This is a genomic window from Streptomyces sp. NBC_00989, assembly GCF_045162655.1.
Classification (GTDB): domain Bacteria; phylum Actinomycetota; class Actinomycetes; order Streptomycetales; family Streptomycetaceae; genus Streptomyces.
Genome location: NZ_CP108728.1, coordinates 4,338,800 through 4,364,736, shown reverse-complemented (window position 1 = coordinate 4,364,736; position 25,937 = coordinate 4,338,800). Strand labels below are relative to the sequence as shown.

The 25,937-nt window shown below is 70.6% G+C and carries 23 protein-coding genes; 15 read left to right on the top strand and 8 right to left on the bottom strand.

All coding sequences use genetic code 11. The features are described from left to right. Positions 1–296: 296 nt before the first annotated feature. Entirely contained in the window at positions 297–893 is a 597-nt protein-coding gene (locus OG714_RS18775; RefSeq protein WP_406122396.1) for a suppressor of fused domain protein, read from the top strand. 54 nt (positions 894–947) lie between these two features. Here OG714_RS18775 and OG714_RS18770 read toward each other — a convergent pair whose 3' ends face one another. Beyond that, entirely contained in the window at positions 948–2,186 is a 1,239-nt protein-coding gene (locus OG714_RS18770) for an MFS transporter (protein ID WP_406122394.1), read from the bottom strand. A gap of 147 nt (positions 2,187–2,333) precedes the next feature. Here OG714_RS18770 and OG714_RS18765 point away from each other — a divergent pair, with 147 nt between their 5' ends. The 3 genes from OG714_RS18765 to OG714_RS18755 all read left to right on the top strand — a co-directional run bounded on the left by OG714_RS18765 (position 2,334) and on the right by OG714_RS18755 (position 4,707). After that, on the top strand, positions 2,334–2,975 hold the full coding sequence (locus OG714_RS18765) for a DUF6758 family protein (protein WP_406122392.1): 642 nt from the start codon (positions 2,334–2,336) through the stop codon (positions 2,973–2,975). Between the two features lie 199 nt (positions 2,976–3,174). Next, positions 3,175–4,032, top strand: coding sequence for a PHP domain-containing protein (locus OG714_RS18760; protein WP_406122390.1), 858 nt, complete (start codon positions 3,175–3,177; stop codon positions 4,030–4,032). 69 nt (positions 4,033–4,101) lie between these two features. Further along, positions 4,102–4,707: a MarC family protein gene (locus tag OG714_RS18755; protein WP_406122388.1), complete on the top strand. Its 606-nt coding sequence runs from the start codon at positions 4,102–4,104 to the stop codon at positions 4,705–4,707. 169 nt (positions 4,708–4,876) lie between these two features. Here OG714_RS18755 and OG714_RS18750 read toward each other — a convergent pair whose 3' ends face one another. Next, positions 4,877–5,029: a hypothetical protein gene (locus tag OG714_RS18750; RefSeq protein WP_019058373.1), complete on the bottom strand. Its 153-nt coding sequence runs from the start codon at positions 5,027–5,029 to the stop codon at positions 4,877–4,879. 196 nt (positions 5,030–5,225) lie between these two features. Between OG714_RS18750 and OG714_RS18745 the strand changes: the two genes are divergently transcribed. Beyond that, a complete protein-coding gene (locus tag OG714_RS18745; RefSeq protein ID WP_403981015.1) occupies positions 5,226–6,119 on the top strand; it encodes an NYN domain-containing protein in 894 nt (297 codons plus the stop codon). Positions 6,120–6,126: 7 nt separating this feature from the next. On the opposite strand, the gene OG714_RS18740 is transcribed toward OG714_RS18745, so the two are convergent. Both OG714_RS18740 and OG714_RS18735 read right to left on the bottom strand, forming a co-directional pair. Beyond that, positions 6,127–7,005: an alpha/beta fold hydrolase gene (locus tag OG714_RS18740; RefSeq protein WP_406122385.1), complete on the bottom strand. Its 879-nt coding sequence runs from the start codon at positions 7,003–7,005 to the stop codon at positions 6,127–6,129. A gap of 130 nt (positions 7,006–7,135) precedes the next feature. Beyond that, entirely contained in the window at positions 7,136–9,715 is a 2,580-nt protein-coding gene (locus OG714_RS18735; RefSeq protein ID WP_406122383.1) for a DEAD/DEAH box helicase, read from the bottom strand. A 480-nt stretch (positions 9,716–10,195) separates the two neighbouring features. Here OG714_RS18735 and OG714_RS18730 point away from each other — a divergent pair, with 480 nt between their 5' ends. Continuing rightward, the gene (locus OG714_RS18730) at positions 10,196–10,933 is read left to right on the top strand and encodes a ferritin-like fold-containing protein (protein ID WP_406122381.1); all 738 of its coding nucleotides are present in this window, start codon (positions 10,196–10,198) and stop codon (positions 10,931–10,933) included. Positions 10,934–10,954: 21 nt separating this feature from the next. Here OG714_RS18730 and OG714_RS18725 read toward each other — a convergent pair whose 3' ends face one another. From OG714_RS18725 to OG714_RS18710, 4 genes are all read right to left on the bottom strand, one after another. Continuing rightward, positions 10,955–11,224, bottom strand: a complete 270-nt coding sequence (locus OG714_RS18725; RefSeq protein WP_365305191.1) for a hypothetical protein — start codon at positions 11,222–11,224, stop codon at positions 10,955–10,957. A 168-nt stretch (positions 11,225–11,392) separates the two neighbouring features. Then, on the bottom strand, positions 11,393–11,620 hold the full coding sequence (locus OG714_RS18720; protein ID WP_019072095.1) for a DUF3107 domain-containing protein: 228 nt from the start codon (positions 11,618–11,620) through the stop codon (positions 11,393–11,395). Positions 11,621–11,783: 163 nt separating this feature from the next. After that, positions 11,784–12,428 (bottom strand): TetR/AcrR family transcriptional regulator, encoded by a 645-nt coding sequence (locus OG714_RS18715; protein WP_365305190.1) that lies wholly within the window; start codon positions 12,426–12,428, stop codon positions 11,784–11,786. Positions 12,429–12,653: 225 nt separating this feature from the next. Continuing rightward, positions 12,654–12,839: a hypothetical protein gene (locus tag OG714_RS18710; RefSeq protein ID WP_406122378.1), complete on the bottom strand. Its 186-nt coding sequence runs from the start codon at positions 12,837–12,839 to the stop codon at positions 12,654–12,656. A 181-nt stretch (positions 12,840–13,020) separates the two neighbouring features. On the opposite strand from OG714_RS18710, the gene OG714_RS18705 reads away from it, so the two are divergent. The 9 genes from OG714_RS18705 to OG714_RS18665 all read left to right on the top strand — a co-directional run bounded on the left by OG714_RS18705 (position 13,021) and on the right by OG714_RS18665 (position 25,912). Further along, on the top strand, positions 13,021–14,283 hold the full coding sequence (locus tag OG714_RS18705; protein ID WP_406122376.1) for an alpha/beta fold hydrolase: 1,263 nt from the start codon (positions 13,021–13,023) through the stop codon (positions 14,281–14,283). Between the two features lie 507 nt (positions 14,284–14,790). After that, positions 14,791–16,539, top strand: coding sequence for a DUF3152 domain-containing protein (locus OG714_RS18700; protein ID WP_406122374.1), 1,749 nt, complete (start codon positions 14,791–14,793; stop codon positions 16,537–16,539). 56 nt (positions 16,540–16,595) lie between these two features. After that, the gene (locus tag OG714_RS18695; protein ID WP_406131867.1) at positions 16,596–16,688 is read left to right on the top strand and encodes an Ms4533A family Cys-rich leader peptide; all 93 of its coding nucleotides are present in this window, start codon (positions 16,596–16,598) and stop codon (positions 16,686–16,688) included. Positions 16,689–16,892: 204 nt separating this feature from the next. Continuing rightward, on the top strand, positions 16,893–18,611 hold the full coding sequence (locus OG714_RS18690; RefSeq protein WP_406122372.1) for an ABC transporter substrate-binding protein: 1,719 nt from the start codon (positions 16,893–16,895) through the stop codon (positions 18,609–18,611). 4 nt (positions 18,612–18,615) lie between these two features. Beyond that, positions 18,616–19,806 (top strand): ABC transporter permease subunit, encoded by a 1,191-nt coding sequence (locus OG714_RS18685; protein WP_406122370.1) that lies wholly within the window; start codon positions 18,616–18,618, stop codon positions 19,804–19,806. After that, positions 19,803–20,801: an ABC transporter permease gene (locus OG714_RS18680; RefSeq protein WP_406122368.1), complete on the top strand. Its 999-nt coding sequence runs from the start codon at positions 19,803–19,805 to the stop codon at positions 20,799–20,801. Before OG714_RS18685 ends, OG714_RS18680 begins: the two co-directional genes overlap by 4 nt. 14 nt (positions 20,802–20,815) lie before the next feature. Then, the gene (locus OG714_RS18675; protein ID WP_406122366.1) at positions 20,816–22,417 is read left to right on the top strand and encodes a dipeptide ABC transporter ATP-binding protein; all 1,602 of its coding nucleotides are present in this window, start codon (positions 20,816–20,818) and stop codon (positions 22,415–22,417) included. A 325-nt stretch (positions 22,418–22,742) separates the two neighbouring features. Then, on the top strand, positions 22,743–24,473 hold the full coding sequence (locus OG714_RS18670; RefSeq protein ID WP_406122364.1) for a DUF3492 domain-containing protein: 1,731 nt from the start codon (positions 22,743–22,745) through the stop codon (positions 24,471–24,473). After that, positions 24,470–25,912, top strand: a complete 1,443-nt coding sequence (locus OG714_RS18665) for a hypothetical protein (RefSeq protein ID WP_406122362.1) — start codon at positions 24,470–24,472, stop codon at positions 25,910–25,912. The genes OG714_RS18670 and OG714_RS18665 overlap by 4 nt, the downstream gene beginning before the upstream one ends. Positions 25,913–25,937: the final 25 nt, after the last annotated feature.

Genomic DNA, 25,937 nt, shown 5'->3' with positions numbered 1-25,937 from the left:
GAAACGAAGTGCTCTTCCGCGACAGTGAAGAAGTGCGAGAGGCGGCAGCCGTCTGGGGAGGCTAGAGCCAGAGCGACGACATCAGCGGCCGGAAGAGCGGGTGGTACTGCCAGGCCGACTTCGGTCCATTGCAGCCCCACCTCCTCCGGCCGGTCCCCCGTGGGGGAGTCTCAACGGCGTCGGGACTTGATCGCGACGCTTCTGCGTGCTGCCCCGAACGACCGGCCAAGACTATCAGCCGACTGAACTGTCAAGGCGCTGCTTTGCCCGGTACTGACGAGTTCTATGCTCGCCGCATGGTTGATGTTCTTGCTCTGGTCGAGGCACGGTTGCGTACCGCGCTGGGCGAACCGGACGCCCGCGCCGCGGTCACCTTCCTCGGCACGGACCGCGTCGAGGTCCTGCGTTTCCCGGGCGACAACCAGGACGGGACCGTCGTCCGCTACGCCACCCTCGGTATGTCCGCGCAGCCCATGAGCGACCCCACGGCGATGCTCGCCGACCCGGTCGCTGGCCCACGCGCCGAGCTGGTCCTCTCCGTCCGCGGCGGCCTCGCCGACACCGACAAGGTGCTACGACCCCTTGCCGTGCTCGCCGCGTCCCCGCAGGTCGAAGGTGTGGTCGTGGCCCCCGGCGCCTCCCTCGACGTGGGCGAACCCCTGTGGCCCGGCGCCCCGTTCACCTCGGTACTGGTCGCCGAGCCGGGCGGCCTGGTCGAGGACCTCGAACTCGACGAGCCCCTCGACCCGGTGCGCTTCCTGCCGCTGCTGCCCATGACCCCGAACGAGGCCGCCTGGAAACGCGTCCACGGCGCGCAGGCCCTCCAGGAGCGCTGGTTGACGAACGGGACGGATCTACGGGACCCGTCCCGTAGATCCGTCCCGCTGGACTGACCTTCCGACCGGCCGTGTGCGTGACCGATGTCACCAACACCCGGCCGGAATCCGTCAGTTGGCGAACACCGCGACACTGTCCTCCGTCGCGTGCCTCGGCTCCAGCTCCTCGGCCTCGTGGGTGAGCGCGTTCCGTCGTACGAGGACCACCAGCGCGCCCAGTGCCGCGGTGATCGCCGCGACCACGAACGGGATGTGGATGTTGCTCCACCCCTCGATCTTCGGGGCGAAGAACGGCGCGGCCGCGGCGGCGAACCAGCGGACGAAGTTGTAGCCCGCGCTCGCCACCGGGCGCGGCGCGTCCGAGACGCCCAGGGCCAGCTCGGTGTAGACGGTGTTGTTCACGCCGATGAAGGCACCGGACAGGATCGTGCAGACGACGGCGGTGGTGTGACTGCCGTAGCCGAGGACCAGGACGTCGACGGCGAGGAGCACCAGCGAACCGCCGAGCACCTTCAGGGAGCCGAACCGGGCCTGGAGGCGCGGGGCGACGAAGACCGAGAAGACGGCGAGCAGCACGCCCCAGGCGAAGAACACGGCACCGGACTTGTACGGGGTCATGTTCAGCACGAACGGGGTGAAGGCCAGCACGGTGAAGAACGTGTAGTTGTAGAAGAACGACGAGACGGCGGCCGAGGCGAGTCCGCCGTGGCCGAGCGCCTTGAGCGGGTCCAGCAGCGAGGTCTTCTGTGCGGGCTTCGGCTGTTCCTTCAGGAACACCGTGATGCACAGGAAGCCGATCGCCATCAGGAACGCGGTGCCGAAGAAGGGGTAGCGCCAGCTCTGGTTGCCCAGCAGGGCGCCGAGCAGCGGGCCGCAGGCCATGCCCAGGCCGAGGGCGGACTCGTAGAGCAGGATCGCCGCGGCGCTGCCGCCGGCCGCCGCGCCGACGATGACGGCGAGGGCCGTGGACACGAAGAGCGCGTTGCCGAGGCCCCAGCCGGCGCGGAAGCCGACGAGTTCGCCGACCGAGCCGGAGGTGCCGGCGAGACCGGCGAAGACCACGACGAGGGCGAGGCCGAGCAGCAGGGTCTTCTTGCCGCCGATCCGGCTGGAGACGAAGCCGGTCACCAGCATCGCGATGGCGGTGATCAGGAAGTACGAGGTGAAGAGCAGGGAGACCTGGCTCGCCGTGGCGTCCAGGCCCTTGGCGATCGACGGCAGGATCGGGTCGACGAGTCCGATGCCCATGAAGGCGACGACCGAGGCGCCCGCGGTGGCCCAGACCGCCTTGGGCTGCCGCAGGATGCTGCCCGTGCCGGTGTCGGCTCCCTTGTCGAAGGGGTCGTCCATGCTTCCTCCCGAGTAGTTGGTATATGCACATAGTAAGTTAGGCAAGGTAATGAATGCAAGCTACATCTAGTTTCGCTCCGTGAGTGGCCCGGCCGGACGGGTGATCGTCCTTGACGTGCGCGGGTGAGGGTAGGACCGTGGGGCCCTATGAGGGGCGAACCCAGTTGCCCGAAGTGTGGTGGCCGGGTCAGGGCTCCCGGACTCTTCGCCGATTCCTGGCAGTGCGATCTCCACGGGACGGTGCATCCGCTGCAGCCCGTGATCCCGCCCAGCGTCGAGGCGCTCAGCGTTGTCGTGCATCGCACGCAGGTGCCCGTGTGGATGCCGTGGCCGCTGCCGGTCGGATGGCTGTTCACGGGGGTGGCGTGCGCCGGGGACGACCGTAGTGGGGGGCGGGCTACGGCCGTCGCGTGCACGGGGCCCGGGCCGCTCGGGGGGCTTGGGGAGTTGATCCTTGTCGCCGAGGAGCTCGGTGTCGGGCTCGGGGCGCGGTATGCGGGGATCGACGGGCCGGATCCTGGGCCTTATATGAACGTGGAGAAGCCTCCTCAGGCGAAGCTGCTTGCCGCGGGGCGGCCTACGCCGTTGTGGCATGTCTCTACGGCGCCGGATGATCGGGCCGTTTTCGCGGGGGAGGCGTTGGGGCTGTGGCTGTGGGCTGTGGTCTGGCCTGAGCAGTCGGGGCTGTTGATGTACGACGAGCTGGTGCTGACGGATCTGCGGGATGCGGGGGCCGAGGTTGACCTGGTGCCGTGTGGGGCGCTTTCGCCGCGCTTGCTGGAGCCGTAGCGCCTAGGGGGGTGCCTCGGTCGGTTGTGGGGCGGGTGCGGGCCTGTGGGGGCTTGTCGCGCCCGCGCGGCGGAGCCGCACATTGACACAGCCCCGCGCCCCTTAGGTGGGATGCCCTAGCGGTGTCCTAGAGGCCACCGGGGTTGCCGTTACCCTTGAGTGGTCCCTTTTCGTATTGTCACCGTCTGGAGTTCGTGTCGTGCGTATCGATCTGCACTGTCACTCCACGGCCTCCGACGGTACGGACACGCCCGCTGAGCTGGTGCGGAATGCCGGTGCCGCTGGGCTGGACGTTGTTGCGCTGACCGATCACGACACCAGCCGTGGGTATGCGGAGGCGATCGAGGCTCTGCCTGCCGGGCTCACGTTGGTCACCGGGGCCGAGATGTCCTGTCGGATCGACGGGGTGTCCATGCACATGCTGGCCTACCTCTTCGACCCCGAGGAGCCTGCTCTGCTCGCTGAGCGGGAGTTGGTTCGGGACGATCGGGTGCCTCGGGCCCGGGCGATGGTGGAGCGGCTTCAGGAGCTGGGTGTGCCGGTGACCTGGGAGCAGGTTGCCCGGATCGCCGGGGAAGGGTCCGTCGGGCGGCCTCATGTGGCCACCGCGCTCGTCGAGTCGGGTGTTGTGCCGACCGTGAACGACGCGTTCACCGTGGAGTGGCTGGCCGACGGTGGGCGCGCTCATGTGGCCAAGCACGAGACCGATCCCTTTGAGGCGATTCGGCTGGTGAAGGCCGCGGGGGGCGTGACCGTGTTCGCGCATCCCGGTGCCAGCAAGCGGGGGCACACGGTGCCCGAGGCCGCCATCGCCGAGATGGCCGCCGCCGGGCTCGACGGCATCGAGGTCGAGCACATGGATCACGATGCCGAGACGCGGGTGCGGTTGCGAGGGCTCGCCAAGGAGCTCGGGCTGCTGGCCACCGGGTCCAGCGACTATCACGGGAGCCGTAAGAGCGTGCGGCTCGGGGAGTACACCACCGATCCCGAGGTGTACGGCGAGATCACGCGGCGCGCTACCGGGGCGTTCCCGGTGCCGGGGACCGGCGGAGCCTGACGCCCGCACCGCTCCCGTCCGTCCCCCGGCTGTCTCCGCTCACCTCTCTGCAAGGCTCGTGGCCCACCCATGTTCGACGTCGCCGTCTTCGGCTCCCTCTTCCTGACCCTCTTTGTCATCATGGATCCCCCCGGGATCACCCCGATCTTCCTCGCGCTGACCGCCGGACGGCCGTCCAAGGTGCAGAAGCGGATGGCGTTGCAGGCCGTGTGCGTGGCCGGCGGTGTCATCACCGTCTTCGGGCTGCTCGGGCACCAGATCCTCGACTATCTGCATGTCTCCGTGCCCGCGCTGATGATCGCGGGCGGGCTGCTCCTCCTGCTGATCGCGCTCGACCTGCTCACCGGCAAGACCGACGAGCCCAAGCAGACCAAGGACGTCAACGTCGCGCTCGTACCGCTGGGCATGCCGCTGCTCGCCGGGCCCGGTGCGATCGTGTCCGTCATCCTCGCCGTGCAGAAGGCCGACAGCGTGGCCTCGCAGGTGTCGGTGTGGGTGGCGATCCTCGCCATCCACGTCGTGCTGTGGGTGGTGATGCGGTACTCGCTGCTGATCATCCGGGTCATCAAGGACGGCGGTGTGGTGCTGGTGACGCGGCTCGCCGGGATGATGCTGTCCGCGATCGCCGTACAGCAGATCATCAACGGGATCACCCAGGTGATCCGGGCGAGCTGATCGCCGTAGGCGGCTCGTACACGCGGAACCCCCGCACGGCATCGGTGCCGTACGGGGGTTCTGAAGTGTGGTCGCGATCCGCATGAGGATCGCGGGCTCTGTCGTCGGTATTACGTCGTCAGTGGTACGTCGTCGGTGTTACGTCGTAGGTACTACGCGGCGTCGAGTGTTACGAGGCCTTGGTCTCGGCGGGGCGGATCCACAGGCGCTGTCCAATGGCAGCGGCCTGTTGCACGATCCGATTGACGGAGGCGGCATCCACGACGGTGCTGTCCACGGTGGTGCCGTCGACCTCGTCGAGACGCATGATTTCGAAGCGCATGGGCTTCTCCCTTCGTCTGGTCATCCTCCTGAGGAGAACTACTTGGTTACGTATGTAGTCAACGGGATGCGTGTTACAAACATTCCCTACGCTAAGGAAATTTTTCGAACGCCTAATTACTGACTGGTAAGAGATCGGCGCGAGACTGACCGGGACCGGTTGTGTTCGCAGCGTGACCGCCGGGACAATGGAAGCGATGAACGACGACCTAGAGGCCCTCAGCGCCCGCATCGACCGCACGAACGAGCTGCTGCAGCGCATGCTCGCCGAAGTGGCGAAGACGCCCTCGACGCATGCGATCTTCGTCGACGCCGGGTATTTGTATGCAGCCGCGGGTCGGCTCGTCTCCGGGACCGAGGACCGGCGCACCTTCGACCTCGACACCGAGGGCCTCATCGAGGCGCTCATCGACAAGGCCCGCACGATCTTCGCGGACAGCCGGCTGCTGCGCGTCTACTGGTACGACGGCGCCCGGCGCCGCATCCACACCGCCGAGCAGCAGGCCATCGCCGAACTCCCGGACGTGAAGGTGCGGTTGGGCAACCTCAACGCCAACAACCAGCAGAAGGGCGTCGATTCACTCATCCGCTCCGACCTGGAGTCCCTCGCCCGGCACCGCGCCATCAGCGACGCGGCCCTCATCGGCGGCGACGAGGACCTGGTCTCCGCGGTCGAGGCGGCCCAAGGGTACGGCGCCCGCGTCCACTTGTGGGGCATCGAGGCCCCGGAGGGCCGTAACCAGGCGGAGCCGCTCCTGTGGGAGGTCGACAGCCAGCGCACCTTCGACCTCGACTTCTTCAAGCCGTACGTCTCCCGGCGCGCGTCCGCCGTCTACGAGGCCGCCGCCACCCGGCCCACCCGCGACGACGTCCGCTTCGTGGGCGCGCAGATCGCCGCGAAGTGGCTCGCGGCGCGGGGGAGGGAAGCGCTGGTGGACCTGCTGCCCGGGCATCCCTATCTGCCGGGGTCGGTCGACCAGGACCTGTTGGTCGAGGCGGAGGGGCTGCTCCAGTACTCCCTGCGCGGCCAGGCCGACCTGCGGCGCGCGCTGCGGGACGGGTTCTGGGAGCACCTGCAGACGCAGTACTGACCGCTGTCTAGCGGGAGTTGTCGTCCCAGAAGTCGGCGATCGCCTTCGCCGTCGCGGCCGGCTGGTCCGTGTTCGGCGAGTGCTCGGCCCGCGCGATGACCGTCCGCCGCGCTTTCAGCCGTACGGCCATGTCGTCCAGGAGCGGCACCGGCCAGGTGTCGTCCCGCGAGCCCGACAGGACGTGGCAGGGCAGCGGTACCGCTGCCAGCTCGGCCACCCGGTCCGGTTCCCCGCACAACTGGCGTCCCGCGGCGAGGAGTTGAGCCGGCTTCGTGCCCAGCCAGCGGCGGCGCAGGTCGGCCCGGTCGTCGAGCCCCTCGTCCAGCGCACCGCCGGTCTCGGTCTCCTCCGGTGCCTCCATCGCCTGGATCGCGTCCCACACCTCGGCCATCGACATCACCGCGAGCGCGTCCCGCAACAGTTTCACGCGCTGCTGCTGGGAGACGGAGATCTCCGCCGGCCCCGACGCCATCAGCGTCAGCGACACGAACGGCGTGGGGTCGAGCAGTACGGCCGCCCGCGCGACGTGGCCGCCGAAGGAGTGCCCGAGCAGGTGCACCGGCGCGCCCACGGTCTCGGCCAGCGCGAGCACGTCCCGCGCCAACTCGTCCTGGGCGTAAGGGGATTCGTCGTCCGCAGGCCCGTCCGTCTCGTACTGACCGCGCCCGTCCACGGCCACGGTCCGATACCCGCGCGCGGCCAGCGCCTCGTGCAAGGGGTTGAAGTCCTCCTTGCTGCCGGTGAACCCCGGCAGCAACAGCGCGACCCCCTTCGCCTCGACGCCGTCGCCCACGGGCGAGTCCACGACGGCGAACTCACCGCGAGCGGTCCGCAGGGGGTACGCGCGAGCGCCGGGGGGCGGGGTGAAGGAGGGCGGCCTACTCATGGGTAGAGGTTAACCGGCGAGCCTGAGCGCGCTGGGGACGGGAGGGTGTAACCAGGGTTGACGGGCTTGGTGGAACGCCGATGGCCCGACCCACTTCACGTGGATCGGGCCATCGGCGTCACTGAGTCGGTCAGGCCTCGCCGGCCTCCGCTGCCGCCGTCGCCGCGGTCTTGCGGGGACGGCGCACCCTCGGCTTCGCCTCGGGCGCCTCCGCCGTCTCCACGACGACCGGAGCCTCGGCGGCCTTGCGGGTCGTACGACGACGCGGCTTGACCTCCGCCTCTTCGGCCACCTGCGCCGGGATCTCGGCGGCGGCCGTCTTGCGGGTCCGGCGCGGCTTGGCTTCGACGGCCTCGACCGTGTCCACGGCGGCCACTGCGGCCTTACGCGTGCGACGCGGCTTCGCCTCGGCGACGACCTCCGCCGGCGCCTCGACGGCGACGGCGGCCTTGCGGGTCCGGCGCGGCTTCGCCTCGACGACCTCCGCCGGTGCCTCCACGGCTACGACGGCGGCGGCCGTCTTGCGCGTCCGGCGCGGCTTGGCCTCGACACCCTCGGCGGTGTCGACGGCGACGACCTCGGCCGGAGCCGCGGTCTTCCGGGTCCGCCGCGGCTTGGTCTCCGCCACGACGGGCGTCTCCACGGCCTCCACCACCGGCTCCGCGACCTTGCGGGTGCGGCGACGGGGCGTGGCCGCTACGGCGCTGTCCTGCTCCTCGACCACCTGCGCGGGGATCTCGGCGACGGCCTTGCGGGTCGCGGTACGGCGACGCGGCTTGGTCTCCTCGACGGCCTCGACCGTGTCGACGACCTCGACCGCTTCGACCGGAGCCGCGGTCTTCCGCGCCCTGGTCCGGCGCGGCTTGGTCTCGACGGCCTCGACCGTGTCGACAGCGGCCACGGCCGCCGTCTCGGGCGCGGCCTCGACCGGCTCCGCGGCCTGTACGGCCTTACGGGTCCGGCGACGCGGCTTGGTCTCCTCGACCGGAGTCCCGACCACGGGGGCCTCGACCATCGGGGTCACGACCTCGGCCTCGACCACGGCGACCGCGGGCTCCGCCGACTTCCGCGTACGCCGACGGCGCGACGTCGTCGGGGCGTCCAGGGACGGACCCTCAGCCGCGGCTACGGCGCTCTCCGCGACCTCGGAAGCGGGCGTGGAGGTGACCGCCGTGGCCGGCAGCTGCTCTCCCGTCGCTCCGGTGCGCGTGCGGCGACGACGGCGCGGGGTGCGGGTCGCGGTGTCCTCGGACGCGGCGAGCGCGGTCTCCTCCGGAGTGGACGACGTCACGGCCGTAGCCGCCGAAGTCCCTTCCATCGGGGCGCCGTTGCGAGTACGACGGCGGCGGCGCGGGGTGCGCGCCGCGCGCTCGGTGTCGGCGGAACGGGACTCGTCGCGGTTGTCGCGGCTGTTGTCACGGCCGCTGTCGCGACCGCCCCTGCCGCCGTCACGACCGCCGTCTCGGCCACCACGGCCGCCGTCGCGACCGCCCCGGCCACGCGGACCGCCGCGGCCGCCGGTCTCGCCGAGGTCCTCGACCTCCTCCGCGGCCAGCCCGGCGCGCGTGCGCTCCGAGCGGGGCAGGACACCCTTGGTGCCCGTGGCGATGTTCATTTCCTCGAAGAAGTGCGGGGACGTGGAGTACGTCTCCGGCGGGTTCGGGAAACCGAGGTCCAGCGCCTTGTTGATGAGCTGCCAGCGCGGGATGTCGTCCCAGTCGACGAGCGTGACCGCGATGCCCTTGGCGCCCGCGCGGCCGGTGCGGCCGATGCGGTGCAGGTAGGTCTTCTCGTCCTCGGGCGACTGGTAGTTGATGACGTGCGTGACGCCCTCGACGTCGATACCGCGGGCGGCGACGTCGGTGCAGACGAGCACGTCCACCTTGCCGTTGCGGAACGCGCGCAGCGCCTGCTCGCGGGCGCCCTGGCCGAGGTCGCCGTGGACCGCGCCGGACGCGAAGCCGCGCTGCTGGAGCTGGTCGGCGAGGTCGGCCGCCGTGCGCTTCGTACGGCAGAAGACCATGACCGGGCCCCGGCCCTCGGCCTGCAGGATGCGGGCGACGAGCTCGGGCTTGTCCATGTTGTGCGCGCGGTAGATGAACTGCTTGGTGTTCGCGACCGTCGCGCCCTCGTCGTCAGGCGAGGTGGCGCGGATGTGCGTCGGCTGCGTCATGTAGCGGCGCGCGAGACCGATGACGGCGCCCGGCATGGTCGCCGAGAACAGCATCGTCTGACGGCGGGCCGGCAGGAAGTTGATGATCTTCTCGACGTCGGGCAGGAAGCCCAGGTCGAGCATCTCGTCGGCCTCGTCGAGGACGAGTGACCGGATGTGCTTGAGGTCGAGCTTCTTCTGGCCCGCGAGGTCGAGCAGGCGGCCCGGGGTGCCGACGATGACGTCGACGCCCTTGCGGAGCGCCTCGACCTGCGGCTCGTAGGCCCGGCCGCCGTAGATGGCGAGGACGCGGACGTTGCGCACCTTGCCTGCGGTCAGCAGGTCGTTCGTGACCTGCGTGCACAGCTCGCGCGTGGGGACCACGACGAGCGCCTGCGGGGCGTCGGTGAGCTGCTCGGGCTTGGCGCGGCCGGCCTCGACGTCTGCGGGCACGGTCACGCGCTCGAGGAGCGGGAGGCCGAAGCCCAGCGTCTTGCCGGTGCCGGTCTTGGCCTGGCCGATGACGTCCGTGCCGGAAAGGGCGACGGGGAGCGTCATCTCCTGGATCGGGAAGGGGGAGACGATACCGACGGCCTCAAGGGCCTCAGCGGTCTCGGGAAGGATTCCGAGCTCTCGGAAAGTAGTCAGGGTGCTGCCTCTTCTGTGTGCGCGGTGCGAGGCGAGCGCGGGGGTCGTGTCAGGACCGTGCCGGGGACGTCGGCTGCCTTACGGACGACCCGCGAGGGCAAGCCGTACTGCACGGGACCACTGCCGACGCTCTAGCGCTCGAACCGCTGAGGGTCCCCCTCCGAACGACGTACGCAACATGCCGTACGGGCGAGGAGGGCTGTCGGGTCGGAGCCGATCGGGCCACCGACCGGGCATCCTCATTCGTGCGGCCCGGCGAATACTCGGCGGGCGCATTACCACCATACCCCGGAATCACGCACATGCGTTGGCCGATTTGGTCACGTAGTCGTCGTCACACTGATTGACCAGGGACTTCCGGCGTGCTGTGAGCGGGCTATTGTGCGCTTCATGACGACCGCTGACAACGCCTCCGACGCGCCCGCCGAACCCACCGGAGTCGCCGCCCAGGACTGGGCCACGGCTTCCGCCGACCCGCAGTACCGCAACGCGGTCGTGGACCTGCTCGGCGCGCTCGCGTACGGCGAGCTGGCGGCGTTCGAGCGGCTCGCGGAGGACGCCAAGCTGGCGCCGACGCTCGCCGACAAGGCGGAGCTGGCGAAGATGGCGTCGGCCGAGTTCCACCACTTCGAGCAGCTCAGGGACCGGCTCACGGAGATCGGGGCCGAGCCGACCGACGCGATGCAGCCGTTCGTCGCCGCCCTCGACGGCTTCCACAAGCAGACGGCACCCTCGGACTGGCTGGAAGGGCTCGTCAAGGCGTACGTCGGCGACTCGATCGCCAGCGACTTCTACCGCGAGGTCGCCGCCCGCCTCGACAAGGACTCCCGCTCGCTCGTGCTCGGCGTCCTAGACGACACCGGGCACGCCAGTTTCGCCGTGGAGAAGGTCCGCGCGGCGATCGACGCGGAACCGCGCGTGGGTGGCCGACTCGCCCTGTGGGCACGGCGGTTGATGGGTGAGGCGCTGTCGCAGTCCCAGCGGGTGGTCGCCGACCGGGACGCGCTCTCGACGATGCTCGTGGGTGGCGTGGCGGACGGCTTCGACCTCGCGGAGGTGGGCCGGATGTTCTCCCGGATCACCGAGGCGCACACCAAGCGGATGGCGGCCCTGGGGCTCGCCGCCTAAGTGCCACCGAGGTCCGTACGGCTAGGCGGGGGCGGACCGTCCCCGGAGTCGTCTCGCGGGTCGAAGGAGCAGCGAGAGCGAGGCGGCGGAGACGACCGCCGCGCCGAGCAGGCTCGCCAGGCCGCTGCCGGGGCCGAGCGCGCTGTGGGTGACGAAGTCACCGAAAAGAGCTCCGGCGACACCCGTGGAGAAGACCAGGGGGCGGGTCGGCAGGCGGTGTGCGAGCCGGTGCGTGGCGGCCCACGCGAGCAGCACACCCAGCACAGCGGAGCCGAGCGCTTCCAGGATCATCACGGGGGTCCCTCCCACGGCCGGCGTCGTTGTGCGGTCGTAGCCGGTCATACCCGTGACCTGCGGAATGCAATCCTCCCCTGTGGGTGACTTGTGCTCCATCTGTGGTGGAAACGCGAGGAGGCCCGGTGACCTCCACGGTCACCGGGCCCCCTCGTCCGTTCGCGACTACAGCGCGCCGAAGCCCACCTTGCGCGGGGCCGCCTCGCCGAGCTCGACATAGGCGAGCCGGTCGGCGGGGACGAGGACCTTGCGGCCGTGCTCGTCCACGAGGCTCAGCAGCGGAGCCTTCCCGGTCAGCGCCTCGGCCACGGCCTGCTCGACCTCCTCGGCGCTCTGACCGGTCTCCAGAACGATCTCGCGAGGCGTGTGCAGCACGCCGATCTTGACCTCCACGGCTATGTCCCTCCGACGGTCAGCAAAGTGCGCGATCTTCCGCGCCGTACGCAGCACACATTAGCCCGGCGAGGGGGCGTAGATGTTCCGCGCCGGAACGCCAAGAGCGAACAGCGGGTGGGAACAAACGGCCGCCCGTCGACTTCATGGCGGTCGGCGGCCGTCAGTGGTGCTGCTCGTTCCCGTGCAGCGGGAAACCGGCGATGCCACGCCACGCCAGCGAAGCCAGCAGCTGGACCGCCTGGTCGCGCGGGACACTGCGGTCGCTGTGCAGCCAGGAGCGGGCGACGACCTGGGCGAGGCCGCCGAGACCCGAGGCCAGCAGCATCGACTCGGCCCGCGACAGGCCGGTGTCCTCGGCGATGACCTCGCAGATCGCCTCGGCGCACTCGTTCGTCACCTTGTCGACGCGTTCGCGCACGGCGGGCTCGTTCGTCAGGTCCGACTCGAAGACCAGCCGGAAGGCGCCGCCGTCGTCCTCTACGTAGGCGAAGTACGCGTCCATGGTCGCCCGGACGCGCTGCTTGTTGTCCGACGTCGACGCGAGCGCGGTGCGCACCGCCTGGATCAGCGACTCGCAGTGCTGGTCGAGGAGGGCGAGGTAGAGGTCGAGCTTGCCGGGGAAGTGCTGGTAGAGCACCGGCTTGCTGACGCCGGCGCGCTCGGCGATGTCGTCCATCGCGGCCGCGTGGTAACCCTGTGCGACGAAGACCTCCTGGGCGGCGCCCAGCAGCTGGTTCCGTCGGGCACGGCGCGGCAGGCGGGTGCCCCGCGGGCGCGCCGCCTCTGTCTGCTCGATGGCTGTCACGCCGCCTCCCAAATGTCGTCCTCATGCGGTGAGCGCCGCGCCGCCATCGTACTTTTCGGTAACCGTGGTGTGCGCGGTGCGAGCGCAGAATTTCACGTACCGGACGATGGTGAAAGCGGTGCGAATGCCTCTAGAAGGGGATGTAGAGGTCGCAGGCGGGTCGAGGGTAGGCGGCTTCTTCTTACTGAAGCGGCCCGGTCCGACCGCTGAAGAGCCCGGTCGGTGTCACCGATAGTCGTCTTCGTCGAGGGCGACGACACGGGCCTGTTCCGCCACGTCGGCCTCGTTGGCCTTGTTCGGGTCGACGTCGGTCGGTTGTTCGTCGGTGGTGTCGTCCTCGGGGGCTTCGACGTCGAACGGGGTGGCGCTCTCGTCCTCGAACGTCTCCGGATCGCTTGGGTCGACGGTCATGGCGGGCTCCCTTCCTGTACGTCCTGAGCCTAGGAGACACCGGGCGGGGGTGCCATGGCGGACGCCGTAGGGCGACGGAAGGGCGGCGCAGGCGTGGCAGGAAGGGGGGCAGGAGGGCTGCCGTAGGGCTTGTGACGGCGAACACACGAGCTACTGCGTGATCGTCTCGTAACATTGCCGCATGTCTTCGACAGAGCTGCCCTCCGTGTCGGCCGCCAGCGTGCTCCCCAAGGTGGCGCCCGTCAGGGTCGGCGAGGGGGAGCGGCTCAGGTCGGTCGGGCTGCCGGGGATCACGCTGACGGTGCGGTCGAGAGCGGCGGTGCGCGAAGGGCTGCCGCCCGCGCTGTACGTCCATGGGCTGGGCGGTTCCTCGCAGAACTGGTCGCAGCTCATGGCCGAGTTCGACGGCCTGGTCGACAGCGAGGCCCTGGACCTGCCGGGCTTCGGCGACTCCCCGCCACCGGACGACGGCGACTACTCCGTCACGGGGCACGCGCGCGCGGTCATCCGTTACCTCGACGCGGCCGGGCGCGGCCCCGTACACCTCTTCGGCAACTCGCTGGGCGGCGCGATCACGACCCGCGTTGCCGCGGTGCGCCCGGACCTCGTCCGCACGCTCACGCTGATCTCACCGGCGCTGCCGGAGATCCGCGTCCAGCGCTCGGCGGTGCCGACGGCGCTGCTGGGCGTACCGGGGATCGCGTCCCTGTTCACCCGCATCAGCAGGGACTGGACGGCCGAACAGCGCGTCCGCGGCGTCCTCGGCCTCTGCTACGGCGATCCCGGTATGGTGACACCGGAGGCGTTCCGGCACGCGGTCGAGGAGCTGGAGCGGCGACTCCAACTGCCGTACTTCTGGGACGCGATGGCCCGTTCCTCACGGGGCATCGTCAACGCGTACACCCTGGGCGGCCAACACGGCCTCTGGCGCCAGGCCGAACGCGTCCTCGCCCCGACCCTCCTCGTCTACGGCGGCCGAGACCAGCTGGTCGGCTACCGCATGGCCCAGCGAGCGGCCCGCGCCTTCCGCGACTCCCGCCTGCTGTCCCTGCCGGACGCGGGGCACGTCGCGATGATGGAATACCCGGAGACGGTGGCGGCCGCGTTCCGTGAACTCCTCGCGGATGCGGGGGAGTTGGGCGAGTTCGGCGAGTCCGGCGGGTTCGGGAAGCTGGGGGAGCCGTCGGGAGCCGGTGCCGACAGCGTTGCGGATGCCGGTGCGGAAGCGGATCCCGGTGCCGGTGCCGTGCGGGGACGACGTGCCGGTGAGGCGGATGGTTTCGGCCGAGGTGGCGGGGGCGGTGCGCGGGGGTCCCGGGGTGGCGGTTCGGTGAGTACGGTGAGTGATGCCGGCGGCGCGGGAACGGGAGCCGGAGCGGGCGCGGGGTCCGGATCCGGTGCCGGGGGCGATGGCACGGTCGACGATACGAACGCGGGGAGTTGAGGGGGCGACGTGGGACGCCATAGTCGCCGTAGGTCCCCTGCGAAGGGTGACTCCGCGGACGTAGGCGCAGGGGCAGGGAAGGGCGGAACGGGCGCGGGCGCTCGGGACGCTTCTCGGGGTGCGCAGGGGGCGGCTCGGGGGTCTCAGGGGGCCCAGGTGGCTCGCGGGCCTCAGAGGGGGCAGGCGGGGCAGGGGAATCAGCCTGGTTCTTCTGGGGCTGGTCCTGGTCCTGGGTTTGGGGCGATACCTGGGCAACAGCAGTCTTCGGCCGGCGGGAATCCGGGGTACGGGGCGTCGAGCCTGCCGGATGGGACGCCGGCTCGTGGGGTACCGGGTTTTGCGGGTGGGACTCCAGTTCATGGCGTGCCGCGCTTCCAAGGGGCGCCGCCCGTGCAGGGCGCACCGCGTTCCGTGGACGGGACTCCCGCTCATGGGGTGCCGCGTGTCCAGGGACGGCCGCCCGCTCAAGGTGGGACGCGTCCTCCGGAGGGGACCTCTGCTCACGGAGTGCCGCGTTTCCAGGGGCAGCCGCCTGCTCAAGGTGGCCCGCGTCCTCCTGATGGGACCCCTGCTCATGGGTCGCCGCGTTTCTTCGGCGGTGCTCCTGCGGCTGGGGGACAGCGTCTCCCTGATGGCACTCCCGCGCGCGGGGTCCCGCCTTTGCCGGACGGCTGGTCCGCGCAGGGTGGGCCGCGTTTCGCGGACGGCACTCCGGCTCACGGTGTTCCCCGGCTTCCGGACGGCACGCCGGCCCACGGGTTTCCCAGGGTGGCCGATGGCACTCCGGCTCATGGGTTTCCGAGGCTTCCGGACGGCACCCCGGCTCGCGGTGTTCCGCGTGCGTCGGACGGCACGCCTGCGCATGGCACGTCCCGCTTTCCCGATGGCACACCTGCGCACGGGACTCCCCGCTTTTCCGATGGCACCCCTGCTCATGGGTTTCCGAGGCTCCCCGACGGAACCCCGGCTCACGGTTTCCCGAGGCTGCCCGATGGCACTCCCGCGCGCGGGGTCCCTCGTGTGTCCGACGGCACCCCACGCGCGCGTGCCGGTCATCCCGAGCAGGCTGAATCCGGGGGCGGTTGGGGTGAGTTGAGGGGGCAGACCGGCGGGCGGCTCGGTGTTTCTCAGGGCTTGCCCAGTGGGGCCGGTACACCTGGTGGCGTGCCCCAAGCTCCGGTTGCCGGTATGCCCTCCGCTTCGGGGCCGGGGCTGCCCATCCCTCGGCAGCGCCAGGCCTCTCAAGCCGGTTCGCGGCGAGGTGGGCACGCCGGGCGTAGTCCCCGGCAGGAGTACGTCGACGCCTTCGAAGGGGACGATGACGTCTTCGCGCCCCGGACCGGTGTCGCGACGCACCCCTCCGACCCGTACGGCTCCGTCACCACCTGGACCCCCGAGAGTGCCGACGACACCGACGCCGACGCGCCTCCTGCCGGGCCTGACTCCGCGCCCGCCAAGGGGCGTAAGGGGCGGACGTACACCGGTATCGCGGCCGCCGCCGTCACCACCGTGCTGGCCGTCATCGTGGCCGGGCAGGTCGCCAAGGACGGTGACAGGGACGATGTGCGGTCGCAGGCGGCCACCGATCGGGCCCGGGACGCGAGAGCGACGGCCTCGCCGGAGGTCAGCCCGTCCGGTTCTCCGCGCGTGGTGGCCCTGACGTACGCCCAGAAGATGGCCAAGAAGTACCCGCTCAGCGCCAAGCTCAAGGGGCCGGACAAGTTCGACGCGGTGCCCGGTGTCGACAAGGCGCCCAGCAAGGGGCGCAAGTACACGTACCGCGTGGACGTGGAGCAGGGGCTCGGGCTCGACGGGACGCTCTTCGCGCAGGCCGTGCAGAAGACGTTGAACGACAAGCGGAGTTGGGCCCACAACGGCGCCCGTACCTTCGAGCGCATCTACACGGGCAAACCGGACTTCGTGATCACCCTCGCGAGCCCTGGTACCACCGCCACGTGGTGTGCCAAGTCCGGGCTCGACACCACCGAGGACAACGTGTCGTGCGACTCGGCGGCCACCGAACGTGTGTTGATCAATGCGTATCGATGGGCACAGGGGTCGTCAACATATGGGGACAAGATGTACGCGTATCGACAGATGTTGATCAACCATGAGGTCGGTCATCGTCTCGGCTACGGGCACGTCACCTGCGACAAGGACGGCGAGTTGGCGCCCGTCATGCAGCAGCAGACCAAGTTCCTCGACCACGACGGGATCCACTGTCTGGCGAACCCCTGGCCGTACCCGGGCAGTTGACCGACGACGCTTATGTCACATTGACACGAGCCGCAACTTCCATCATATTTTTGCGCATGTGGTCTAGTCATGTTCCGAACCGCGCCGCCATCCAGCTGGCGCTCATCGGCGTGACCCCGATCTGCGTGGCCGACATTCTCTGTCGCTGAACACCGCCCCTGGCGTTCGTGTCGCGACCCGCACCACCACGCCCTTGCCCGTGTGACCTCGGCAGGGCTTTTTCGACGACCTGACGCCTGGGCAGACGGCTGTTCACTTCCGTCTCACTCCTCGTCCATCAGTCTCACTATTCGAGAAATCTCCTGGAGACCCCAGCGGGATCCTCGAAAGTCATCCGAGAGGTCGTCATTCCGATGCGTCAACCGTCCGTCATAGCCCGGCGCGTGGCCGTGGCATCCGTCAGCCTGGCCGTGGCCGCGGGCGCCGCCGCCTGCGGCCCGAAGGACAACGATGCCAAGGGCTCCGGTGGCGACTCCGCGCCCCACAAGGGCGGCACGCTCACGGTCCTGAACTCGCAGCCGCAGGAGGACTTCGACCCGGCCCGCCTGTACACCTCCGGCGGCGGCAACGTCCCGTCCCTCGTGTTCCGCACCCTTACCACTCGCAACCGCGAGAACGGCGCGGCCGGCGCCAAGGTCGTCCCGGACCTCGCCACCGACACCGGGCGCCCGAACAAGGACGCGACCGTGTGGACGTACACCCTGAAGAAGGGCCTCAAGTACGAGGACGGCACCGCGATCACCTCGGCCGACATCAAGTACGGCATCGAGCGCTCCTTCGCCGCCGAACTCTCCGGCGGTGCGCCCTACTTGCGGGACTGGCTGGTCGGCGCGGCCGACTACCAGGGGCCGTACAAGGACAAGAAGGGGCTCAGCGCGATCGAGACTCCCGACAGCCGTACGATCGTCTTCCATCTCAACAAGCCCGAGGGCGAGTTCCCGTACCTCGCCACGCAGACGCAGTTCACGCCCGTCCCGAAGGCGAAGGACACGGGGACGAAGTACGAGCAGCACCCGATCTCGTCGGGGCCGTACAAGGTCGTCAGCAACCAGAACGACGGTGAGACGATCGTCCTTGAGCGCAACAAGTACTGGTCCACCGCGACGGACGCCGAGCGCAAGGCCTACCCGGACAAGATCGACGTGAATTCGGGGCTCGACTCGTCCGTGATCAACCAGCGGTTGTCCGCGTCCCAGGGTACGGACGCCGCCGCTGTCACCACCGACACCAACCTCGGTCCCGCCGAGCTCGCCAAGGTGACCGGCGACAAGGAACTCGCGGCGCGCGTCGGCACCGGGCACTTCGGTTACACGAACTACATCGCGTTCAACCCCACGGTCGCGCCGTTCAACAACGTCAAGGTGCGACAGGCGATCTCGTACGCCATCGACCGGTCGTCCGTGGTGAACGCGGCGGGCGGTTCGTCGCTGGCCGAGGCCGCGACCACCTTCCTGCCGAACCAGAAGTCCTTCGGGTACGACCCGTACGACCTCTTCCCGGCGGGCGCCTCCGGCAACGCGGCCAAGGCCAAGGAGCTGCTGAAGGAGGCCGGTTACCCGAAGGGGATCACCGTCACCCTGACGCACTCCAACGACAAGGACTTCGAGACCAGCCCCGAGATCGCCACCGCGATCCAGGACGCCCTCAAGAAGGCCGGCATCACCGTCAAGCTCCAGGGCCTGGAGATCAACGACTACAAGGACAAGATCCACAGCGTCAAGACCGAGCCGGGCTTCTTCCTCGCCCACTGGGGTGCCGACTGGCCCTCCGGCGGTCCCTTCCTCGCCCCGATCTTCGACGGCCGTCAGATCGTCAAGGACGGCGCGAACTTCAACACCGGCCTGCTCAATGACAAGTCGGTCAATGCCGAGATTGACTCGATCAACAAGTTGACGAATCTTGACGAGGCCGCCAAGCGGTGGGGCGCACTGGACAAGAAGATCGGCGAGCAGGCCCTGACCGTGCCGCTGTTCCACCCCGTCTACAAGCGACTGGTCGGCAAGGACATCAGGAACGTCGTGATCAGCGACTGGACCGGCGTTCTGGACATCTCCCAGGTCGCGGTCAAGTAACCCCATGAGTGAGGCACTTGTCGCCTCTCAGGCAGCCGGGGCGGACGTCTCCGTCCCGGCTGCCTCGGGGGCCCGTCAGTTCTGGCGGCGGCTGCGTGCGCAGCGCGCCGCCCTCGTCGCGGCGGTCGTCGTCGCCCTGCTCGTCCTGGTCGCGCTCGCCGCGCCGCTGCTCACCGCGATCGAGGGCCAGGACCCCTTCACCTACCACCCCTCGCTCATCGACTCCGCGCGCGGAGGGGTGCCGACCGGCTCCTTCGGGGGCATCACCGGCGACCACTGGCTCGGCATCGAACCGCAGACCGGCCGCGACCTGTTCGCCCGCCTCGCGTACGGCGCGCGGGTCTCGCTCGGCGTTGCGCTGGGGGCGACCGTCGTACAGGTCTTCATCGGCGTCGTGATCGGTGTCGGCGCCGGGCTCGGCAGTCGATGGGTTGATCAACTGTTGAGCCGGATCACCGACATCATCGTGGCGATGCCGTTGATGATCATGTCGTTGGCGCTGCTCGCGATCGTGCCCGGGAGCTTCCCGCGGCCCCTGCTGGTCTCACTCGTCATCGGTCTGATCGCCTGGGGCAACGTCGCGAAGATCGTGCGCGCCCAGACCCTCACCCTCAAAGGGCTCGACTACGTCTCCGCCGCGCGGCTCAGCGGCTGGAACACCTGGCGGATCGCCCGCCGCGAACTGCTGCCCGGCCTCGCCGCGCCCGTCATCACGTACGCCGCGCTGCTCTTCCCGATGAACATCAGCGCCGAGGCCGCGCTGTCCTTCCTCGGCGTCGGCGTGAAGCCGCCGACGCCCTCCTGGGGACAGATGCTCACCGCCGCCGACGTCTGGTACCAGGCAGCCCCGCAATACCTGCTGCTGCCCGCCGGTGCCCTCTTCCTCACCGTCCTGGCGCTGACCGTCCTCGGCGACGGCATCCGCACGGCCCTCGACCCGCGCGCGGCCTCCCGCCTGCGCATCGGCACCGGCCGCAAACGTGAGGCGAAGGCGGACGCGAGCACAAAGAAGGCGACGACTTCGGACGCGCACTCCAAGAAGGCCACTGCCGAGGACGCGCACTCCAAGAAGGCCACCGCCGGGGACGCGCACTCCAAGAACGCAACGGCTGCGGAAGCGAGTGCCCAGAAGGCAACGGCTGTGGACGCGAGCGCCCAGAAGGAAGCCGGTACGGAAAAGGAGGCCCAGGGATGAGCGGCTTCGGAGGCTTCGTCCTGCGCCGGGGCATCGGCACCGTGATCACCCTGTTCGCCATCTCGGTGATCGTCTACGTCGTCTTCTTCGTCACCCCCGGGAACGTCGCCCAGATCACCTGCGGCCCGCGCTGCTCCCCGGAGCAAGTGCACCAGGTGGCCCAGCAGTTGAGGCTCGACGACCCGCTGTACCTCCGCTACTGGCACTTCCTCCAGGGCATCCTCGTCGGCCAGGACTACTCGACGGGCACCTCCGTGGAGCACTGCTCGGCGCCCTGCCTCGGCCAGTCGTACCAGGGCGACCAGCAGGTCACCCAGCTGATCCTGTCGAAGCTGCCGGTCAGCCTGTCGCTCGTGTTCGGCGCGATGGTGCTGTGGCTGATCCTCGGCGTCGGCACGGGCATCCTGTCCGCGTGGCGGCGCGGCCGGTTCACCGAGCGCCTGCTGACCGGCATCACCCTCGCGGGCGTCGCCACCCCGGTGTTCGTGATCGGCCTGGTGCTGATGATCGTCGTCTGCGGGCAGCTGCAACTGCTGCCCTTCCCGCAGTACGTCGCCCTCACCGACGACCCCGAACAGTGGGCCTGGAACCTGCTGCTGCCCTGGCTCTCGCTCGCCCTCATCGAGGCCGCCGCGTTCGCCCGGCTCACCCGGGCGTCGATGCTGGAGACGCTCGCCGAGGACCACATCCGCACGTTCCGCGCGTACGGCGTCGGTGAACGGTCGATCATCGGGCGGCACGCGCTGCGCGGGGCGTTCGCGCCGATCATCGCGCTCAACGCCAACAACGTCGGCTCGGCGGTCGGCGGCGCGGTGCTTACCGAGACGCTCTTCGGGCTGCCCGGCATCGGACAGGAACTCGTCCACGCCGTCAATGTCGTCGACCTGCCGGTGGTCGTCGGCATGGTCCTGGTCATCGGCTTCTTCGTGGTCATCGCCAACGCCGTCGCGGACGTGCTGTACGCGGTGGCCGACCGACGGGTGGTGCTCGCATGAGTTCGGGTACGGGCATGAGTTCTATGGACGTGCTGGTGGAAGTCACCGACCTGACGGTCGGGTTCGGGTCGCTGCGCGCCGTCGACGGCCTCTCCTTCCGGCTGGAGAAGGGCGCCGCGCTGGGCCTGGTCGGCGAGTCCGGCTCGGGCAAGTCCACGGTCGCCTCGGCCCTGTTGGGGCTGCATCGCGGCACGGGGGCCGACGTCGGCGGCTCGGTGCGGGTGGCCGGCATCGACGTACAGGAGGCGTCCGACGCGGACCTGCACCGGCTGCGCGGCGGCAAGGCCGCGATGGTCTTCCAGGACCCGCTGTCGTCCCTGGACCCGTACTACGCGATCGGCGACCAGATAGCCGAGGTCTATCGGGTGCACACGCGCGTGTCCCGTCGGGCCGCACGCGCGCGTGCCGTCGAGGTACTGGACCGGGTCGGCATTCCGGACGCGCTACGGCGATCCCGTTCGCGCCCGCACGAGTTCAGCGGCGGCATGCGGCAACGCGCCCTCATCGCCATGGCCCTGGCCTGCGAACCGGACCTGTTGATCGCCGACGAGCCGACGACAGCGCTCGACGTGACCGTCCAGGCGCAGATCCTCGACCTGCTGCACACGCTCCGCGAGGAGACCGGCCTGGGGCTGCTGCTCGTCACGCACGACGTGGGCGTCGCCGCCGAGAGCGTCGACGAGATCCTGGTCATGCGGCACGGGCGGGCCGTCGAACACGGGCCGGTGGGCACCGTCCTCGGGGCGCCGGCCGAGCCGTACACTCGCGACCTGCTCGGCGCGGTCCCGCGCGTGGACGCGCCCCGCGCCCTCTCAGCGGCGTCCACAGAGCCCGCGGACGTTGTCCTGGAGGCGACGTGCCTACGGCGTGAATTCGGGCGCGGGAAGCGGGCGTTCGCGGCCGTGGACGACGTGTCGCTGACGGTCCACCGGGGCGAGACCCTCGGCATCGTGGGCGAGAGCGGCAGCGGCAAGACGACGCTGGGCCGGATGCTGGTCGGACTCCTGAAGCCGACGGCCGGCGAGATCAAGCCCGGCGGCGGCGTCCGCCCCGACGTCCAGATGGTGTTCCAGGACCCCGTCTCCTCGCTCAACCCCCGTCGCAGCGTGGGGGAGTCGATCGCCGACCCGCTCCGCGCGCGTGGCGAGCGCGACGAGGAGAGCATCCGGGGGCGCGTACGCGAACTCCTGGAGCGGGTGGGGCTCGAAGGGGCGCACTACGACCGCTACCCGCACGAGTTCAGCGGCGGCCAGCGCCAGCGCGTGGGCATCGCACGGGCGCTCGCGGCCGACCCGCGCGTGATCGTGTGCGACGAGCCGGTCTCCGCGCTCGACGTCACCACACAGGCCCAGGTCGTCGCCCTGCTCGGCGAACTCCAGCGCGAACTCGGCCTCGCGCTCGTGTTCGTCGCCCACGACCTCGCCGTCGTCCGCCAGGTCAGCGACCGGGTCGCGGTGATGCGACGCGGGAGGATCGTTGAACAAGGCCCCGCCGACGAGGTCTACGACGCCCCGCAGGACCCGTACACGAAGCAGCTCCTGGCCGCCGTACCGGCCCTCGATCCGCAGGTCGCGGCCCAACGGAGGTCGGCCCGACGGGAGTTGGCGACGACGTGACGGCGCCGTCGCGAGGACGAGACGGTGCCGTCCTCACGACCGGACTGTGCCGTCGCCACGACGGGACGGTGCCGTCCCCGCGACATGACGGGCTCGTCGCTACGGACCCGTAGCGACGGCACGACAGCGGTCTGACGTTCCGTGCGCGATTGATCTCTTAGCGCGACGGAACGCGATCCGCACGGGAAAGTTACGCCCGTTCACCCCTTTTGGTGGCGCGATGGACAACCGTCCGTCGCGCCACCGCCTTGTCCGCATACGTTCGTCCCGCTGCGAGCCGCCGGGTCAACGGCGGCTCCCCATATGGGAGATCGGGGGTGTGCCCGTGCGCATAGGACTGCTTACGGAGGGTGGCTATCCGTATGTGAGCGGTGACGCCAGACTCTGGTGCGACCGGCTCGTACGCGGGCTCGGGCAGCATGAGTTCGACGTCTACGCGCTCAGTCGCAGCGAGCGCCAGGAGGACGAGGGCTGGCTCGAACTGCCGCCCCAGGTAAGCCGGGTGCGTACCGCGCCGCTGTGGACCGCCGAGGACGACGGGGTAACCCTCGGGCGCCGTGCGCGCCGGCGGTTCGGCGAGTGCTACGAGGAGCTGGCGGCCGTGCTGTGCGCGGGGGACGAGCAGGCCTCGGAGGTGGCGGACGGGGTGCCGGGCGATCCAGGGGCGCCCTCCGCCGATGTGGCGGACCGTTTCGCCAACGCGCTGTACGGGCTCGCGGAACTCGCCCGCGACGAGGGCGGACTCGTGGCCGCGCTGCGCTCCGAGAGCGCCGTACGTGCGCTGGAACGCGCCTGTCGTGCGCCCGGCGCACTCCGTACGGCACGCGAGGCGCGCGTACCCGAACTCCTCACCGTCGCCGCGCACTTGGAGCGCGCCCTGCGCCCCCTCTCGCTCGACTGGTACGAGGACGACGCCCTCGGCTCCGTGGACCTCTGCCACGCGACGGCCGGCGGCACCGCTGCCCTGCCCGGGCTGCTCGCCCGCCACTTCGCCGGCGTGCCGCTGCTCGTGACCGAGTACGGCGTGCAGCTGCGGACGCACTACCTGGCCTCCGCCGACGCCCCGCCCGCCGTACGGGCCCTGCTCGCCGCCTTCCACGGCAGGCTGGCCGCCGAGATCTACCGGCGGGCCGAGCTGATCACCCCCGGCAACAGCCACACCCGCCGCTGGCAGGAACGCTGCGGCGCCGACCGTACGAAACTCCGCACGGTCTACCCCGGCATGGAGGCGTCCCGGTTCGCGGAGGTCGGCGAGGCGCCCGACGGCGCGGACCCGGACACGCTCGTGTGGGTCGGCCGTATCGAACCGGCGAAGGACCTGATCTCCCTGCTTCACGCCTTCGCCGAGATCCGCAAGGACGAGCCCAAGGCACGCCTGCGGATCGTCGGCGCGCCGTCCGGTGCCGAGGGTGAGGCCTACCTGGGCCACTGCCGGGCGCTGGCCGCACAACTCTTCCCCGACGAGGCCGAGGGCGTGCACGCGGTCGGCGACAACCCGGTGTCCTTCGAGGAGATCGGCGGCCCGGAAGCGCCCACGCTCGCCGAGGCGTACGCGGCCGGCACGGTGATCGTCCTCTCCAGCGTCGTCGAGGGCTTCCCGCTCAGCCTGGTCGAGGCCATGTTCTGCGGCCGGGCGACCGTCTCCACGGACGTCGGCGCGGTGGTCGAGGTCATCGGCGGTACGGGGCTCGTCGTCCCCCCGCGCAATCCGCGGGCGCTCGCGGAGGCGTGCGTGAGCCTGTTGCACGCCCCGGAGCGCCGTGAGCGCCTGGGCGCCGCCGCACGCGCCCGCGCACTCGAACTGTTCACCGTCGAGCAGAACATCGAGGCATTTCACGGCATTTACCTGGAGATCGTCTCGCACTCCCCGGTCCGCCGGGTCGTCCTGGACGAGGCAGGCGAACCCCTTCCCTTCGCGGCCCCCGCCGAGGCCCACGTCCCCGGCCGCTGGACCGGCCCCATGGCCCGCGTCGTCGCCCGCGGCGGTCCCACCTGGGCCACGGGAGCGCCGGTACGCGCCACAACTCCCTTGCCGACGACGGAGGCAGCCCGATGAGCGGCCTCGGCGAACTCGACCGCCCCGGGACGCCCGGCAGCGCGGAGGCGTGGGATGCGCGGTCGGAGGAGTGGCTCGGGGGGAGTGAGGAGCCGCAGGCGGAGGGAGAAGTGCCCGGCGATCCGTCGGCCGTCGGCCGGGACACCGATGACGTCCTTGTCGCCGCCGACCGCGACGAAGCCCCACCGGTCGCCGGCCAGGACACCGACGCCGCCGCCCCGATCACTGCCGCCCCCGCTCCACGTGCCGCCCGCCCCGCAGACGACGCCGAGCAGCCGCACCCCCGTACGGCGCCCGAACCGACCTCCCGCGCGACCGACCGCAAGTCCGCCCCCACCCGCCGCGGCGCCGCCGACCCGGTCAAGGCCCTGATGCACCGTCACCGCGAGCTGTGCGAACGGGCCGTCGACCCCTTGGAGATCGCGGCAGGGCTGGAGGCGCACGGCGTCACCGACCGGACCGCCGCCCGCTTCCGGCACCGGGACGTGTTCTCGCTCGCCGAGGAGATGTACGCACGCGTGCCCCGCGACGACGCGGCCGCCCCGTCCCACGAGGCCGAGGCCGCGCAGCCGCCCCGCGCCGGCTGGGCCGTACTCGCCCTGCTGCCCGGAGTCCTGTGCGCCGCGGCCGTGACCGGGGTGCGGCTCACGGAGGGCCAGCTGCGGCTGACGGTGGCCGTGGTCGGTGTGCTCGCCGTGGCGCTCGCGGTGCGCATCGCTCTCGGCCGTGGCCCGCTGAGCAACCCGCCCGGCACACACGCGTGGCGCACGCCCGCCGGCACCCGCCTGTGGACCTACTGGCTGCTCGCCTACGCCCTCCTCGGCGACGGACTGCTCCGCGCCTCGGACGACGGCGGTCCCGACGGCCTGCCGACCGGCTTGGCGAACGGAGCCTGGCCCACGGCCACCGCACCGGTCCTCGCCCTCACCCTGGCCTGCGCCCCCGCCGCCTGGTGCGCCCACCACTTCGCCGTACGCGCCCGGCGCAAGCTCGCGACCAGTCGCGGACTCGAGGACTTCGCCGACTCCGTGCGACCTCTGCTGCTCGGCACGTTCGCCCTGTTTCTGTGCGCCCTGACCGCCCTCCTCGCCCTCTGCGGCGCGGCTCTGGGCGAGCCTGCCGCGTACGCCCAGACCATCACCCTGGGCGCCCTCCTGCTGCTCGCCCGCCTCCTCACCATCCACGGCTTCACCCACGCCCCGACCCTCGCGCTCGGCGCGGCGGCCGCGACGGAGGCGACAGCCCTGGCCCTGGACCTCGTCGGCCGGTTCCCCGGCTGCGGCTTCCTGGCCACCCCAGTCGAAACCGTCCTGGAGTCCTGGGGCCCGGGCGGCATCCCCGCCCTGGCCTGCGGAGCGGCCGCCCTGGCCCTCCTGTTCCACACCACCCGCACGCTGACCAGAGCCTCCGCGCACGCGCCGGCGAACGAACCGCGGTGACACCGCCGATGACCAGCACCGATCA